This is a genomic window from Alistipes sp. CAG:29, assembly GCF_000435435.1.
GTDB classification, from domain to species: Bacteria; Bacteroidota; Bacteroidia; order Bacteroidales; family Rikenellaceae; genus Alistipes; species Alistipes onderdonkii.
On record NZ_FR893507.1, the window covers coordinates 65536 to 81552 of the forward strand.

Annotated in this window: 9 protein-coding genes; 8 read left to right on the forward strand and 1 reads right to left on the reverse strand. The window is 60.3% G+C overall.

The genetic code is table 11. The features are described from left to right. The first annotated feature begins 73 nt into the window (after nucleotides 1-73). The 8 genes from QVP03_RS13145 to QVP03_RS13180 all read left to right on the forward strand — a co-directional run bounded on the left by QVP03_RS13145 (nucleotide 74) and on the right by QVP03_RS13180 (nucleotide 15082). Complete coding sequence (locus QVP03_RS13145) at nucleotides 74-1423, forward strand: sodium-dependent transporter (RefSeq protein ID WP_022333848.1); 1350 nt, start codon at nucleotides 74-76, stop codon at nucleotides 1421-1423. A 492-nt stretch (nucleotides 1424-1915) separates the two neighbouring features. Then, the gene (locus QVP03_RS13150; protein WP_022333849.1) at nucleotides 1916-3334 is read left to right on the forward strand and encodes a calcineurin-like phosphoesterase C-terminal domain-containing protein; all 1419 of its coding nucleotides are present in this window, start codon (nucleotides 1916-1918) and stop codon (nucleotides 3332-3334) included. A gap of 36 nt (nucleotides 3335-3370) precedes the next feature. Beyond that, nucleotides 3371-3883, forward strand: coding sequence for a hypothetical protein (locus tag QVP03_RS13155; protein ID WP_022333850.1), 513 nt, complete (start codon nucleotides 3371-3373; stop codon nucleotides 3881-3883). Between the two features lie 220 nt (nucleotides 3884-4103). After that, complete coding sequence (locus QVP03_RS13160) at nucleotides 4104-5588, forward strand: calcineurin-like phosphoesterase C-terminal domain-containing protein (RefSeq protein ID WP_256166203.1); 1485 nt, start codon at nucleotides 4104-4106, stop codon at nucleotides 5586-5588. Nucleotides 5589-5609: 21 nt separating this feature from the next. After that, nucleotides 5610-8267, forward strand: coding sequence for a BACON domain-containing protein (locus tag QVP03_RS13165; protein ID WP_022333852.1), 2658 nt, complete (start codon nucleotides 5610-5612; stop codon nucleotides 8265-8267). A gap of 79 nt (nucleotides 8268-8346) precedes the next feature. Next, nucleotides 8347-11697 carry a SusC/RagA family TonB-linked outer membrane protein gene (locus tag QVP03_RS13170; protein WP_022333853.1) on the forward strand — a complete coding sequence of 1117 codons (3351 nt, stop codon included), beginning with the start codon at nucleotides 8347-8349 and terminating at the stop codon, nucleotides 11695-11697. A 13-nt stretch (nucleotides 11698-11710) separates the two neighbouring features. Next, the gene (locus QVP03_RS13175; RefSeq protein WP_018696145.1) at nucleotides 11711-13393 is read left to right on the forward strand and encodes a SusD/RagB family nutrient-binding outer membrane lipoprotein; all 1683 of its coding nucleotides are present in this window, start codon (nucleotides 11711-11713) and stop codon (nucleotides 13391-13393) included. An 18-nt stretch (nucleotides 13394-13411) separates the two neighbouring features. Continuing rightward, nucleotides 13412-15082 carry a BACON domain-containing protein gene (locus QVP03_RS13180; protein ID WP_022333854.1) on the forward strand — a complete coding sequence of 557 codons (1671 nt, stop codon included), beginning with the start codon at nucleotides 13412-13414 and terminating at the stop codon, nucleotides 15080-15082. Nucleotides 15083-15477: 395 nt separating this feature from the next. On the opposite strand, the gene ribH is transcribed toward QVP03_RS13180, so the two are convergent. Next, nucleotides 15478-16008: a 6,7-dimethyl-8-ribityllumazine synthase gene (ribH, locus tag QVP03_RS13185; protein ID WP_022333855.1), complete on the reverse strand. Its 531-nt coding sequence runs from the start codon at nucleotides 16006-16008 to the stop codon at nucleotides 15478-15480. Nucleotides 16009-16017: the final 9 nt, after the last annotated feature.

Below are 16017 nucleotides of genomic sequence, written 5' to 3' on the forward strand. Positions count from 1 at the left end.
GTCGTGCTGGAGAAATAGGGCGGGTGTGCGCATGCATGCGCACACCCGTTTGCGATAATAAACAGGTTAGGTTATGCATCACAAGGAGAGTCGCGCCACCTTGGGTGGCAAATTGAGCGCCGTGCTGGTCGCCGCGGGAAGTTCCGTGGGGCTGGGCAACATCTGGCGCTTCCCCTATGTAGCCGGGGACAACGGCGGCGGGGCATTTCTGATAATCTACATCCTTTGCGTCCTGCTGCTGGGGCTGCCGCTCATGATCGCGGAGTTCACCGTGGGGCGTGCTTCGCACCGCAATGCCGTGGGTGCCTACCGGGCGCTGAACCCACGGTGGAGTTTTCTGGGTTACAACGGCGTGCTGGCCGCATTCCTGATCCTGGGGTTCTACTTCGTAGTATCGGGATGGACGGCCGAATACATGGTGCACTCGGTGACGGGCAGTATCGCTCGTTTCTCGACCGCCGAGCAGTACAAGAGTCTCTTCGAGAACTTTATCAGCAATCCCTGGAGGCCGGTCGTCTACACCTGCCTGTTCGTCCTCGCAACCCATTTCGTGATCGCCATGGGCGTACAGAAAGGCATCGAACGCTCGGCTAAAATCCTCATGCCGCTGCTGTTCCTGATTCTGATCGTACTGTCGGTACATTCACTGCTGATGCCGGGCGGGGAAGCCGGGTTGAAGTTCCTCTTCGCCCCCGACTTCTCGAAGGTGACGCCCACGACCGTGCTCGTCGCACTGGGGCAGGCGTTCTTCTCGCTTTCGATCGGCATCGGCACGATGGTGACCTACGCCTCGTATTTCAAACCGGACACGAACCTGCGCCACACGGCGCTCAACGTCACCATCCTCGACACACTGGTGGCCATACTGGCCGGCGTGGTGATCTTCCCGGCGGTATTCAGCGTAGGCATCGAGCCTTCGTCGGGGCCGTCGCTCGTATTCATCACCCTGCCGAGTATCTTTAACGGCATGCCGCTGAGCATGGTGTGGTCGTCGATTTTCTTCCTGCTGCTGGTCGTCGCAGCACTCACCTCGACCATCTCGCTGCACGAGGTAGTCACGGTCTACCTGCACGAGGAGTGGCACCTGAGCCGTAAGGCTGCGGCATGGCTGACGACCGCCGCCACGGCCGCCCTGGCGTCGCTGGCATCGCTGTCGCTGGGTGCGTTGGGCAGTTGGAAGATCGCCGGGCTCTCGCTTTTCGATTCGCTCGACTTCCTGACGGCCAACATCCTGCTGCCGGCAGGCGGGCTTTTCACCTGCATCTTCGTGGGCTGGAAGCTCGACCACCACATCCTCAAGGCACAGATCACCAACGACGGAGAGCTGAAATTCCGCATCTACGGCCTGTTCAGCTTCCTGCTCCGCTACGTCTGCCCGGCCGTGCTGCTGCTGATCTTCCTCGACAACCTCGGCGTATTCTGACACGGCCGACACGCGTTTCCCCGACCCCGGACTTCGGAAAGTCCGGGGATTTTTATTTCCGCGGCCAGGACGGAATGGAGGGCGTACATTTCGATTCAAAACCACTCTTTCTCAAAAAAGCAGACATTTCGCCCAGTTTTTTTGTGTTTTATTTTGGAAAATAAAATTAAAGATTTATTTTTGTTTCATAATGAAATTAAAAATATTACACATCACAATAAAAAACACAAATACAACCGAAAAACCCAAAAAAGGTAAAAAGCGGCACGAGATCCAATCACGACCGTAAAAGGCAAACCGCGGGCAGCACCCGCGGCCTGCATCCGTTTCAGTGACAAGCTTTCGCAGCGGCAGCCGATTGCCAGGGTATGAAAAAAGGATTACATTCCGGTGACAACGACACACGGAGCCAATTATTAAAATATTTTTGCAGCCGGAGCGACAAAGGCTCCCACCTATAATAATAAAGAAACCATTCGAAAAGACCCGGCCATGAAAAACCTGTTACTTTTCCTGCTGGCCTGCAGCCTCGGCGCCGCAGCCGCAGCCCGCCCGATACGGGGATCGGTCAAATGCGGCGGAAAGCCGATGGGCGGCGTGACCGTAACCGACGGTTATACGTTCGCGCAAAGCGACGAGCAGGGCATATTCACGCTCGATGCCGACGACCAGGCGCTGTTCATCAGTCTGGTGACCCCGTCCGGCTACCTGGCTCCGCTCGATGGGGGCATCCCGCAATTCTACCGCGCATACGACCCGGCGGCCAAACGCTACGACTTCGAATTGCAACCGTGGCCCGGCCCGGACGGATGCTACGAACTGCTGGCGATCGCCGACCCGCAGCCTAAGACCGAAGAGCATTTCCGGCGGTTACGGAGCGAAGTCATGCCCGCATTGCAGGCGGCAACCGATAACGGGAGAACGCGGGGCGCGAACCAGGCCGCGATCGTGCTCGGGGACATCGTATGGGACTCCCCGGAACTCTTCGCAGGCGTGAAAGCGGAGTTCGCCAAGCTCGGGGTACCCGTATACGGCGTGATCGGCAACCACGACCATGACCTGAACAAATATACCGACCGCGAGGCGACGGAGAATTACCGCAGCCATTTCGGCCCCACCTATTATGCATTCGACATGGGGCGCACGCACTATATCGTGCTCGACGACATCGTTTACCACGGCGCGAAGAAATACGAGGAGCGGATCGACACGATGCAACTGCGCTGGGCAGCCGCCTATGCCGAACGCCTGCCCGCAGGGTCGCGCGTCTGCATCGCGATGCATGCCCCGGCCATGAAATCGTGGCTCGGGAACCGCGTCATGGAGTCGGCCGAAGGGCTGATGGACGCCTTTGCGGGGCACGAACTGCACTTCATCACCGGGCATACGCACCTCAACTCGAATTACGACATCCGCGAGGGGGTCATGGAACACAACGTAGCGCAGGTCTGCGGCAACCTCTGGTGGGATCCGATCAACTGGGACGGTACGCCCAAGGGCTTCCAGCTGTTCCGCGAATGCGGCGGGGAATTCTCGTGGGAATACCGGAGCCTCGGCGAGTCCCCGGCACGGCAGATCCGCGTATGGCACCCCGGCCAGGTGGCCAAGCACCCGGCCAGCGTCGTGGCAAAGGTATGGAACTGGGATTCGTACTGGACGGTCGTATGGTATGAGGACGGCCGTTACCGCGGCGCCATGCAGCGTACGACGCTCGACGACCCGGATTATACCGCGCACATCGACTCGCTGAAGGCCGCCGGAAGGAAAATCTCCAAAGTCCAGCGCCCACGCCCGACGAACTTCTATTTCACGGCACGCCCCTCGGCATCGGCCCGCGAGGTGGAGGTGGTCGCCACCGACCGATTCGGGCGCCGCTACTCGGAGCGCATCGCACTCGGGCACACCGACTGACGTACAGGACACCAACACCAAAATCATCAATAGCCTATGAAAAAACTGATTACTTTAATCGCCGGGTTGCTGCTCGTCGCCCTGCCGGTCGGACTGGCCGGTTGTGACGACAGCGACAAGGAGATCTACAACGATGGCCGGCTGGTCACCGATGTAGTTATTCCGACCTCGATGACCGTCTACCGCGGGATGGAGGTTTCCGTTTCCGGCTACGGCTTCGCCCAGGGCGACGCCATCGCGTTACGCGCCGGTGAGGATCTCCCGGCAGCGACCACGGTAGCATCGGAAAAACTGCTGACGTTCGTCATACCCGACGGCGCGGCAGACCAGACCGTCTATAAGGTCGTGCTCAACCGGGCACAGGACTACCAGGTGCTCGGATCGAGCAGGATGACCGTACAACTGGCCATCGACGTCGACCTGGGCAAGACCATCTCGGGCAACTGGGGCGGCGACGCCGTGATCCGCGGCCGCGGGTTCATGGCTACGGACAAACTCTTCCTGGAACAAGGGGGGGGGGAAATTCGAAGCGCCGGTCAAGGGTGCTGACGATTCTTCGCTGACCTTCACCATTCCCCAGAACGCCGCCGACGGCGACTGTGAATTCACCCTGCAGCGCGGAGCAGAAGAGCAGGCACTGGGCTCCGCCAAACTCAACCTCTCCCTGGGCGGCGTCACCGTACCGGACAAGGAGGGCGCGACGATCAAGGGTATCGTCCACCTGGCAGGACAAGGCATCGCCGACGTCCTGGTCTCGGACGGAGACCTGATCACCAAGACCGACGCCAACGGTTTCTATTGGCTCAATTCCGAAAAACGCAACGAACTCGCCTTCGTCATCCTGCCTGCGGGCTATGACGTCCCCACCGTCAAGGCGATGCCCCAGTTCTGGCAGCCCTGCACGCTCGACGCAAACACCGTCGAACAACTCGACTTCCAGCTGCTCAGGGCCGACAACGACTCCCACACCATGCTCGTGGCCACGGACATGCACCTGGCCAACCGCAACTCCCCGAAAGATTACGTCCAGTTCGCCGACGGCTTCGTCAAGGAGCTGACATCGGCCTACAACTCCGCCGCACCCGGAAAGGTATACTGCCTCAACCTGGGCGACTTCTCGTGGGACGGCTACTGGTACGACAACAAGTGGGCGCTGCCCGAATGCAAGCAGAGCGTCGAGGACTTCAACTTCCAGATGTGGTCGGTGATGGGCAACCACGACAACGACCCCTATGTAGCCTCCGATTTCGGCGCCGAAGGCCCCTACCGCCAACACATGGGCCCGGTTTACTACGCCATGAACATCGGCCGGATACACTACATCATGCTCGACAACACCGAGTACCTCAACACGGGCGGCTCGCAGGGTACGGTCGGTTCGCGCAACTACAACCGCCGCTTCGACGACCGGCAGCTGGCATGGCTCAAGGAGGAACTCACCCATGTCGACAAATCGACCCCGATCGTCGTGGGATGCCACTGCCCGCTTTACTCGTACAGCGGAAGCGGCGGCGTGAGCGTAGCGCTCCAGACCCAGGCCGACATCGACAAAATCCTGAGCTGCTTCGCCGGCTTCAGCAACGTGACTTTCCTCACGGGGCACACGCACGTGAACCGCAATATCCAGTCGCCGACCTATGCGAACGTCTACGAGCAGAATATCGCGGCGGTCTGCGGCACCTGGTGGTGGACGCAGCAGTACGGCAACAACAACGTCTGCACCGACGGTTCGCCCGCGGGTTACAAGATCTTCACGGTCGACGGAACCGACCTCAAATGGCAGTACAAAGCCACGGGGCTTCCCATCGAAAAGCAGTTCATCACCTACGACATGAACGAGGTCAAGGAGTACTGGGCCACCGACGCCACGGCACTCAAGGCCTTCGCCGCAGGCAACGACCTCCGAAACCGCGACAAGGATTATTCGACGGTGGGCGAAAATGCCGTCTACATCAACGTCTGGGCCTATGAGCCGGGCTGGACGGTTTCCGTGACGGAAAACGGAACGCCGCTCGCCGTGAAACAGGTCTGGAGCAAGAAAGACCCGCTGCACAGCATTTCGTACGACATCCCGCGCGGCGCGGCCAACAACGGCACGCTCACCTTCCCCTCGACCTCCTGCATGCATATGTTCGAGGTTACGGCCTCCTCGGCGTCTTCCACGCTGGAGATATCGGTTACCGACCGCTTCGGCAACGTCAGCACGGAGTCGATGACCCGGCCCAAGGCGCTCACGACCGACGTGACCAAATAACCCTCAAAAAACCTTAAGACAATGAAGCGTATAATGAACAAATGGTTGTGGTCGTTATTATGCGTCACGCTCCTGGGAGCCGCGGCATGCAGCGACGACGACACCGAAGGGGATTCGGGGAACCCCATCCCCCCGGCACTCTCCACCGAAAACCTGCCCGATGCAGGGCTGAAGTTCCTCTATTCGGCACTGACCCCGCATACATTTACCATGAGCGTCGACGCGCCCTGGGAGATCACCAAGACCGCAGGCTGGTTCGTCGTCACCCCGAACAAGGGCGAGGCGGGCCAGAATATCCAGGTCACCGTCACCCCGGCCCTGAACCAGGGCGAGGCGCGCGACGGCGAATTCACCATCCGCGCCAACAGCGGCAACAACCTCCATCCCTGCCTGACGGAGAAGAGCATCCCGCTTTCGCAGGACGCCTACCTGGCGGCCGGCATCGTGATAACGGGGCTCGAAGAACGCCTGCTGGCCTTCGAAGCCGAAGATACGGATCCGGTGGTCTTCACCGTCGAGGCATCCTACGACTGGACGCTCACGGTGGAGAACGAGACCTGGCTGACGGTAGCGCCCAAGAGCGGCAAGGCCGGCTCTGCGGCCCAAGTCACCATCACGCCCAAGGCCAACACCACCGACGAACGCCGCGAGTCGAAAATCACGATCACGGCCGGCGACGCCGAATTCGGCGAGAACACCGCCGAAGAGATCATCGAGCTGGTTCAGGCGCCCTACATGCCCAAGGACACGCATGCCGAGGGATACGTCTTCTTCAGCGACGACTTCCAGTGGATTCCCGACAACTGGGTGAGCCCCTACACCAAGTACGGCTGGCCGAGCGTATCGATCGACGGCACGAACGGCAACGAGTTCGCCCTTTCGACCGACGGGATGAAAGAGGCCGTAGCGGCCAAGGGCTACACCTACACGCCCTCGGTATATGCCCGTTACGAAGGCCATGTCAAGCTGGGTAAGACCGCCAACATGGGCGCCATCACGATCCCCGCACTCACGGGCATCGACGCCGGCAAGGCCGCGACGCTGCTCGTGCAGTTCGACGCAGCCGCCTATTCGTCGGCAGGCGGCACGGTGGACAACGGCGACGACCACATGGACGTCACGATCGAAGGCCCCGGCACGATCGGCGACCTGGTGGAAACCTCCGCGCTGGTCGAAGTGAAGAACGTCTGGGAGTGGACGCGCTACTCGCTGATCGTCTACGGCGCTACGAACGAAACCCGCATCACCTTCGGCAGCGAGCGCGAAGTGAAGTGCCGCCTCTACCTGGACAACATCACCGTGACGCGCGCCAAGGACGAGAACCCCGAAGCCCCGGCTCCGGAGGCACTCGTAACCCCGCTCGACAAGGAGATCGTCAATACCTCCGATGCGAGCCTCTTCGATGCCAACAAGATGGTGGTCGCCGAAGGCGGCACGCTGATCTGCTCGGTGCGCGTCAACAAGGCCTGGACGGCGGAGACCGACTGCGACTGGCTGACGATCACCACCGTACGCTGCGGCGACGCAGATCCGTCGACGGTAACGGGCGCCAACAACGGCGCATCGCTCTCGAACGGTGTGGCGACCGTCAAGGCCACGGGGCTGCCCTACGTCACCACCAAGGTCGAAGTAGGCAGGAACTCCGGAGGCGAAAGCCGCACGGGCCATATCATCATCAAGTCGGAAGGCGCAGAGATCGAGAAGGTTGCTGTCACGCAGGCTTCCGGGGCACAGATCACCATCGAAGGGCTGACGGACAATACGCTGGAGCTCAGCGACAACCCCACAGAATCGGGTGCCGAGGTGAAATTCACGGTCAACGCCCCCTATCCCTGGACGATCGCCCCATCGGGCGCTGCGGCATGGTACGAGGTGAGCCCCGGGCAGGGTGCCGCCAACACCGACGTGGAGGTAACGGTCAAGGCGCTTGAGCAGAACCTCTCGTTCCGCCGCTTCGGCGAGTTTACGATCACGGCGGCCGAGGGCGATGCAACCCTTACCGAGAAGATCGCGCTTTCGCAGCAGCCCGTATCGCCCGGAACGGTGAAATGGGACTTGGCGTCTCCCGTACAATGGTCGTTCTCGGAAGAGGATATGGGCAACTACGCCCAGGACTTCAAGGGCGGGCCCGACAGCCCGTACAACACGGTGCTGGCCCAATCGGGGCCGGGGTACCTCTCCTATACGCACACGGCACCGAGCGATCCCGACAAGAAATGCGAACGCATCGTCGGCAGTACGGGCCATCCGTACATCACGGGCGGCTGGCCGGGCGACTACTGGACGTTCGCCGTCCCGGTGACGAACCTCGACGCAGGCACCAAAGTCCGCTTCACGGCGATCACCCGCACCTCGGCCACCGGCCACAAATTCTGGCGGATGGAGTACAACGACGGCGGCACCTGGAAACCCGCCGCGGCATTACAAACGACCACGGAAACGGGGGAAGAGGTCTCCTACACCCACGCCATGAAAGCCGACAGGACGACCTACATCACGGTCGACGTGACGGTCACCTATGCCAATGCGATCTCCGGCGGCAACATCGAATTCCGGTTCGTCTGCGCAGCCAACTGGCAGGCCAACGGCAAGGGCGCACTCACCAAGCCCAACGGCGAAACGATACGCTGGGGCGGAGCCGGAACGGCCGACAGCCCGAGAATACAGATCGTACCCTAAACCGACCTTGACGGCTGCGGCCGCCCGCAGGACGACCGCAGCCGTTCGACAAAAAAAACCGAATTAAAAAATCAACAATATGAAGCTTAAAACATACATACGGAATGCTTTGGCAACCGCGGTAATGTTGCTGGTCGCTTCGGCCGCCTGGGCCCAAAGCCGCAACATCACGGGCATCGTGTTCGACACGGACGGCAAAAGCCCGCTCGTCGGGGCCACCGTCATCCTGAAGGGGACTGCGACAGGCACGATTTCGAACGCAGACGGAACCTATACGATCCATGTGGGCAGCGACAACGACGTGCTGGTCTTCCAGTCGCTGGGTTATGACCCGCAGGAGGTCACGGTCGGAAGCCGCACCACGATCAACGTCACGCTGAAAGAATCGGCGCAGAAGATCGACGAAGTGGTCGTCACGGCACTCGGCCTGACCCGCTCGGAGAAATCGGTCGGCTATGCCGTTTCGAAAGTCTCGGGCGACGAACTCACCAAATCCATATCGAGCAACTGGGTGACGGGGCTCAACGGCAAGGTCGCCGGTATGTCGATGTCCTCGGCGGGCACCGGCCCCGGCGGTACGGTACGTGTGACGCTGCGCGGCGACACGTCGCTCAACTACGGCGCCAACGAAGCGCTGTTCGTCATCGACGGTATCCCGATGAGCAACGGCACGGTAGCCTCCGGTTCGGGCGCCAACTATGCCAACAGCAACGCCCCGGTGGACTTCGGTAACCCGATCTCCGACCTCAACCCCGACGACATCGAGAACGTCTCCGTCCTCAAGGGCCCCGCCGCAGCCGCGCTTTACGGTTCGATGGGCCAGAACGGCGTGGTGCTCATCACCACCAAGTCGGGCCGCGAACAGCGTGGTATCGGCGTTACATACAACGGTTCGGTGACCTTCGAGACCGCAGGCTTCTGGCCCGAATTCCAGGAGGAATACGGCCCCTCGGCCGTCACCACGTCGCTCACCAACCGCGTCGCATCGGCATGGGGCCTTCCCGGCACGATGACCTACGACGGGCAGCCCGTCCGCCAGCAGATCTCGCGCTACACGTACGGCGAGCATTTCGACTCCAGCAAGCTGCGCTATCTCTACATGTCGAAGAACTGGGAAACCGGAGAGTTCACCCCCCTGCCGTGGGTATACGCCGACGACTGGTTCACCGGCCTCTTCGAAACGGGCGTTACGTGGAGCAACTCGGTGACCATCGACGGTTCGACGGGCAAGGGTACGAGCACGCGCTTCTCATTCACCGACCTGCGCAACGACTGGATCACGCCCAACTCGGGCTACGAACAGCAGACCTTCGCACTGGCCCTGAACCAGAAGATCAGCAAGGCCATCAAACTGGCGGCAAAGGTCAACTACATCCGCAAGAACAGCGACAACATGCCCATGTCGGGTTACAGCCAGGGTTCGCCCATGTACGGCCTGATCTGGGGCTACAACACCAACCCCATCTCGGCTTACCGCGACGAGTACATGCAGGGCCGTTATACCTATGCCAACTACCTGGCAGGCAGCGGCGAAGACAAATACAACACCACTTCGGGGCTTATCTACAACAGCCTCGAGGGCCACAACCCCTACCGCACGCTGTACGAGGAGCTGAACAAACTGGATCGTGACCGTTTCTTCGGCAACGTGAGCATCGACTTCACGATCCTGCCCGAGCTGACCTTCACGCTGCGCGGCGGCTTCGACGCCAATATCGAATGGCGCTCGCAGCAGAAACCCTTCATGTCGCTCGACAACCGCTACGGCATGTACCGCGAGAAGACCATCCGCCGCTACGACTACAACTCGGACTTCCTGCTCAAGTACAACAAGCTGTGGGATCGCTTCGGCGTCACGGCGGCATTCGGCGGCAGCGTCCTGCGCAACAAATACTACTCGACCACCATCACCGCCTCGCAGCTGAGCAGCGAAGGCCCCGGCATGTATTCGTTCGCCAACGCCGCGGTAGCCCTCGACACGTCGCCCTACCGCAGCAACCGGCAGACCAACAGCCTTTACGGCTTTGTCAACCTGTCGTGGGACGACACCTACTTCCTCGACGTCACGGCCCGCAACGACTGGTCGTCGACGCTGGCTCCCTCCAACTGGAGCTATTTCTACCCGTCGGTATCGGCCAGTATCCTGCTCGACAAGGCGTTCAAGATCAACTCCCCTCATGTCAACATGATCAAGCTGCGCGGTTCTTGGGCACAGGTGGGTAACGACACTTCGGTCTTCTCGCTCTACGACGACTACTCGACCACGGACTATCCGGGCGGCGTCACGCTGCCTACGGCCAGCAACTACCCGTACATCCTCCCGGAAAAGACCAGCAGCTGGGAAGTCGGCCTGGAAACCAAGTTCCTGGGCAACCGGCTCAATGTCGACGTGGCGCTCTACAAGACCAGCACCCGCAACCAGATCATCAGCGCCGAAACGAGCGCCGAAACCGGCAGTACGTCCCGCAAGATGAACGCCGGCCTGATTACCAACAAGGGTGTCGAGGTCACGTTCCGCATGGTTCCCGTCCGCACGAAGGACATCAACTGGGAGATCAACGGCAACTGGTCGCTCAACAAGAACAAACTCAACGAGCTGCAGAACGGATGGGATCCCGCAACGCCGTTGCAGACCTCGACCTCGACGACCATCGGCAGCCGTATATTCGTCTACTCGTACGTGGGTAAGTCCATGCACCAGCTCTATTCGGCCAGCCACTACGAGTACGCGCCGGAGGGTTCGACCTACACGGACGAAAACGGTAACCAGGTCGACTGCTCGGGCATGCAGATCATCAACGCCAAGACCGGCTACCCGCTGCTGACCAAGGAGACCGACTCCAAGAAGTTCGAGCACCTGGGCAGCGTAATCCCCGACTGGAAGGCAGGCTTCGGCACGACGTTCCGCTACAAGAACCTCTCGCTGAGCGCGCAGTTCACGGCGCAGGTCGGCGGCGTGGCCTACTCGGTGACCAACTTCGCACTCTCGTACCAGGGCAAACTGAAGAACTCGCTCGCCGGACGTGACGACGGCCTGGTTCTGCAGGGCGTCAACGCCGTGGACAACGGCGACGGCACGGTTTCCTACCAGAAGAACACCGCCGTCACGGAGAACATCTACACCTACTACCAGTCCTACAAATGGGTGCGCGACAACGGCCGTGAAAACACGTTCAGCACCGACTTCCTCAAGTTCAAGGAGCTGCGCATCGACTACCAGCTGCCGAAGCACCTGATGGCCAAGACCCGTTTCCTGCAGGGCGCGTCGATCGGGTTCTTCGCCACCAACCTCTTCTGCATCACCGACTGGCCGCAGTTCGACCCCGAGGCGGCAGGTCTGGTCAACGGTACGAACATTTACCCCGGTATCGAAACCGTCACCTTCCCGATGACGCGTACCTACGGTATCAACATCAAACTTCAGTTCTAAAACTGCGAACGCCATGAAATACGCAAAATATATCCTGATACTCGCGCTGCTCGCCGCATCGGGCGCATGTACGAACGATTTCGAGGATTACAACACCAATCCGAACAAACAATCGGAAGGGTCGGTAGCCCCCATCGCGCTGCTCGAACCGCTGATTTACAGCTCTACGAACAGCTATTCGTCCTACATGCTGAGCATCGCCAACGAGATTTCGCAGGTCACCGTGGCCAAGTCGACACCGCGCCGCGAACACTGCTACAACCTTGCCGACGGCAATTTCAAGGCCATCTGGAACCTCGGGTACAAATGGGCCGGCAATGCCAAGCACATGTACGACCTGGCCGTGGCGCAGAACCAGCCCAACTTCCAGGCCATCGGCCTGACGCTGAAGGTCTATAACATGTCGATCCTCACCGACATGTTCGGTTCGATCGCCTACCGCGAGGCGCTCAAGGGCGGCGAGGGCATCAACACCCCGCATATCGACTCGCAGCAGGAGGTCTATACGGCCATGCTGGAGGAACTCGAGCTGGCCAACTCGCTCTACAACGCCAGCCTGGGGCTGGACGACCCCACCAAGGACGGCATCTACGGCGGCGACATCGCCAAGTGGCAGAAATTCACCAACACGCTGCGCCTGCGTCTGCTGATGCGCGTGAGCGGCCGTAACAACGCCTTCACCCCCACGGTCGGCGAGCAGATCAACCAGATCATCTCCAACCCGGGCAAATACCCCGTCTTCGAGTCGAACGACGACAACGCCACCGTGAAGTTCTCCGGCAGCGCGGAGTATTACAAGACCTATTTCAACTCCAGTTCGTTCCCCGACGACAAGAGCCTGTCGAGCGACCACCACATCGCCGCACAGCTGCTCGACCTGCTCTACGACGCTTCGGACGGCTTCGTCGACCCGCGCCTGCGCATCTGGATCAAGCCCCGCTACATCCAGTATCCCAGTGCGACCGAGCCCGATGTGATCCGCGAAATGATCGGCGCCGTCTCGGGCTGTACGATCAACTACAACGGCATCACCTCCATCAGCGAACGCGAACCCTACCTGCATTACGAAACGCTGGTGGGCGACACGCGCCCCAACCACATGCTCGACTACGACGAGCTGCTCTTCATCAAGGCCGAAGCAGCGATGAACGGCTGGATATCGGGCTCCGCCAAGGAGTATTACGAAGCGGCGATCACCGCGTCGTGCCAGAAATGGGGCGAATACGGCATTTACGCTTCCTACCCCGAACTCAACGCGTCGAACAAGATCGAACTCAAGACCGTAGCCATCACGCAGAAGAACATCGCCGCACTGCTGGCGAGCGACCAGGTAAAATGGAACAATACCCAGCAGCGCCTCGCCGAGCAGAAATGGCTCTCGCTGTTCTGGGTCATCGGCTTCCAGATGTACCACGAAATGCGCCGTACGGGGTATCCCGAGTGCAAGACCGGTATGGGAACGATCGAGCTGAACGCCACGGGCGGAAAGTTCATCGCCCGCTATCCCTATCCGTCGATCGCGATCGCCAACAACCGTGCGAACTATACGGCCGCATTCGAGGCACAGGGCGGTACCATCAACGACAACACCATGGTCTTCCCGATATGGTGGAGCGGCCAGGCCGTCGCCAAGGATGCCGGGCAGCCGTGGGAACACTCGTTCCGCAAGAATGTCATCGCCGAAGAGAACCTATAATCTAAAAACGAACGCACTATGAACGCGAAAAACATAATCCGCAACATGAGGGGCCTGGCCATGTCGGCGCTGCTCCTGATCCCGGCGGCCTTCGTCTCGTGCAGCGACGACGACACGGAGGGCGGCAGCCCCTACTTCCGGCTGGAGAATACCGTCGTATCGAGCAAGCTGGTGACCGCCTCCTCCGACCTGGGTTTCGACGCCGAGGCCATCATCGGCGACGCCACGCTCGAACTGATCCGTTACGACATCCGTTCGAACTGCAACTGGAGTGTCGAATGCAACTCCACGGACGGAGACTGGATCAAATTCTACCCCAAGACAGGCCAGGGCGACGGCAAGGTACGCTTCTGCCTGGAGGACAACGATGCCAACACCCCGCGTTCGGCGACGGTCGTATTCCGCTATGCGGACGGCAGGCAGACCGAAACGACCCTCGTCGTCAACCAGAGCGCCAACGAACCTTACATCAGGTTCGTCGTCAACAACATCGAGACGAACGAGATCGTAGCGGGACGTTATGCCGCCCATTACGACATCAAGGTCGCGTCGAACGTGACGCCGTTCTACGAACCCGAAAAAGCCGAATGGGCAACCTTCACCGAGACGGGCAACGGGACTTTCACGCTCGACATCGAGGAGTATCCCGAGCAGCCGGCATCCCTGAGCCGTGATTTCAGCATCGCCTTCAAGGGCAGCGGCCAGTACAAGGACATCAAAGCCGACCTGAACATCCTGCAGGACATCACGCCGCAGATCGAGATTACGAGCGAGGACATCGGCGACGACCTGGCACTGCCCCCGTTCCCGGCCTACCAGCCCAATGCATTCACCTTCAAGGTGAAATCCAACTGGGACTGGACGATTTCGGTTGCCGAGAACGCATGGATCGAGGTCACGCCCTCGGCCGGCGAAGCGGACAAGGAGTATGTCATGACGGTGAAAGCGACCAGCAACCTTTCGCTCGACGAACGCTCCGCTTCGTTCTCGATCATCTCGGACGAGGTGCTCGGCACCAAAGCCGTCAAGGAGATCTTCGTGACACAGGAAAGCCTGGCGGAAGGCGGGCCGCTGGAAGGTCTGGACGCTCCGGTAAAGTGGTTCTTCAACGGTGCCTCGGGCACGGACTACACGGTTCCGAAAGAGCAGTTCGAGCAGAACAACAAGCTCATGGCCTCATCGGGCGTAGGTTATATCTCCTACTTCCACACCTTCAACTCCGACGGCAGCCTGCACCCCAACAGCACGCGCATGATCGGCGGCACGGGACAACCCTACGTCACGGGAGCATGGAAGGGCGACTACTGGTTATTCGAAGTTCCGGTCAAGAACTTCAAGTCGGGAACGAAGGTTCGTTTTACGGGTCTCACACGTATCTCCGGCACCGGACAGAAGTACTGGAGCCTGCAATATATGGACGGTACGAGCTGGAAACCGGCGACCGACACGCAGACCGCAACCGTCAACGGGGAACAGATCACCTACACGCATCTGGTACCGACGGCCAACATGCAGATCGACGAGACAATGACCTTCGCACGCGGTATCAGCGACGGCAGCGTCAAGATCCGGTTCTATTGCGAAGCCAATACCACGGGCGGTACGGAACCCAACGGCGGTACGATCCGCTGGGCAAGCTCCGCCGATAACGGGTACAACGACAGTCCGGTCATTCAGGTTGTCGAATAACACCGTTCGATCCCCATACCGAAGAGGGAGGCCTGAAGGCCTCCCTCTTCTTTTATTCCGCCCCGGGTGGCAACGGCGATGGCGGTGGTACAGGCCTCCGAAGGCCGGGCCCGCCGGGCCCGAGGCACATGCCTTTCCGTCCAAGCCGTGAATGGCGCCCCGGAGCATATCAGGCGGCGGAGAGGGACGCACGGGCGCCGACACGGACACACAACTCGCGGGCACACGAGTTCAAGACGCACAGCACACGGTTCACGGAGCACGGTTCCCAGAGCACAGGACACGGATCATAGGTCATGACACACGGACGCAACTGATAACCGCTACGCACCGCCGGAAACGCCGCAAAAAAGGGAGCCTATGAAAGGCTCCCTTTAATATCTGTACCAAAGTCGTCAGTTGATGTTCCGCCGGTCGGGTTCGTGGTCGGGGGAAGCGGCTTCCATGTCGATCTGCAACTTGACCATGTTGATGGCTGTCGCAGCCGCTTCATCGCCCTTGTTGCCGTGGCGGCCGCCGCAGCGGTCGAGCGCCTGCTGCATGTCGTTGACGGTCAGCACACCGAATGCGATCGGCATGTTCCACTGGATCTGCAGCTGGGTGATACCCTGCGTCACGCCCTGGCAAATGAAATCGAAATGGCGCGTATCGCCCTGGATGACACACCCGAGCGCGATCACCGCGTCGACATCGGTATATTCGGCGAAAAACTGTGCGCCGAGCGCCAGTTCGAACGTCCCGGGGACATATTTGATCTGGATGTTCAGGTCGGGGCATCCGGCGGCACGCAACGTGCGCACGGCGCCTTCGAGAAGGGCTTCGGTGACCTCGCGGTTCCACTCGGCCACGACGATGCCGAACCGCATCTCGGCGGCCGAAGGCAGGGGTGAATCGAATTGGGAAAGGTTATGCTTCTTGGTCGCCATAGTCTCCGG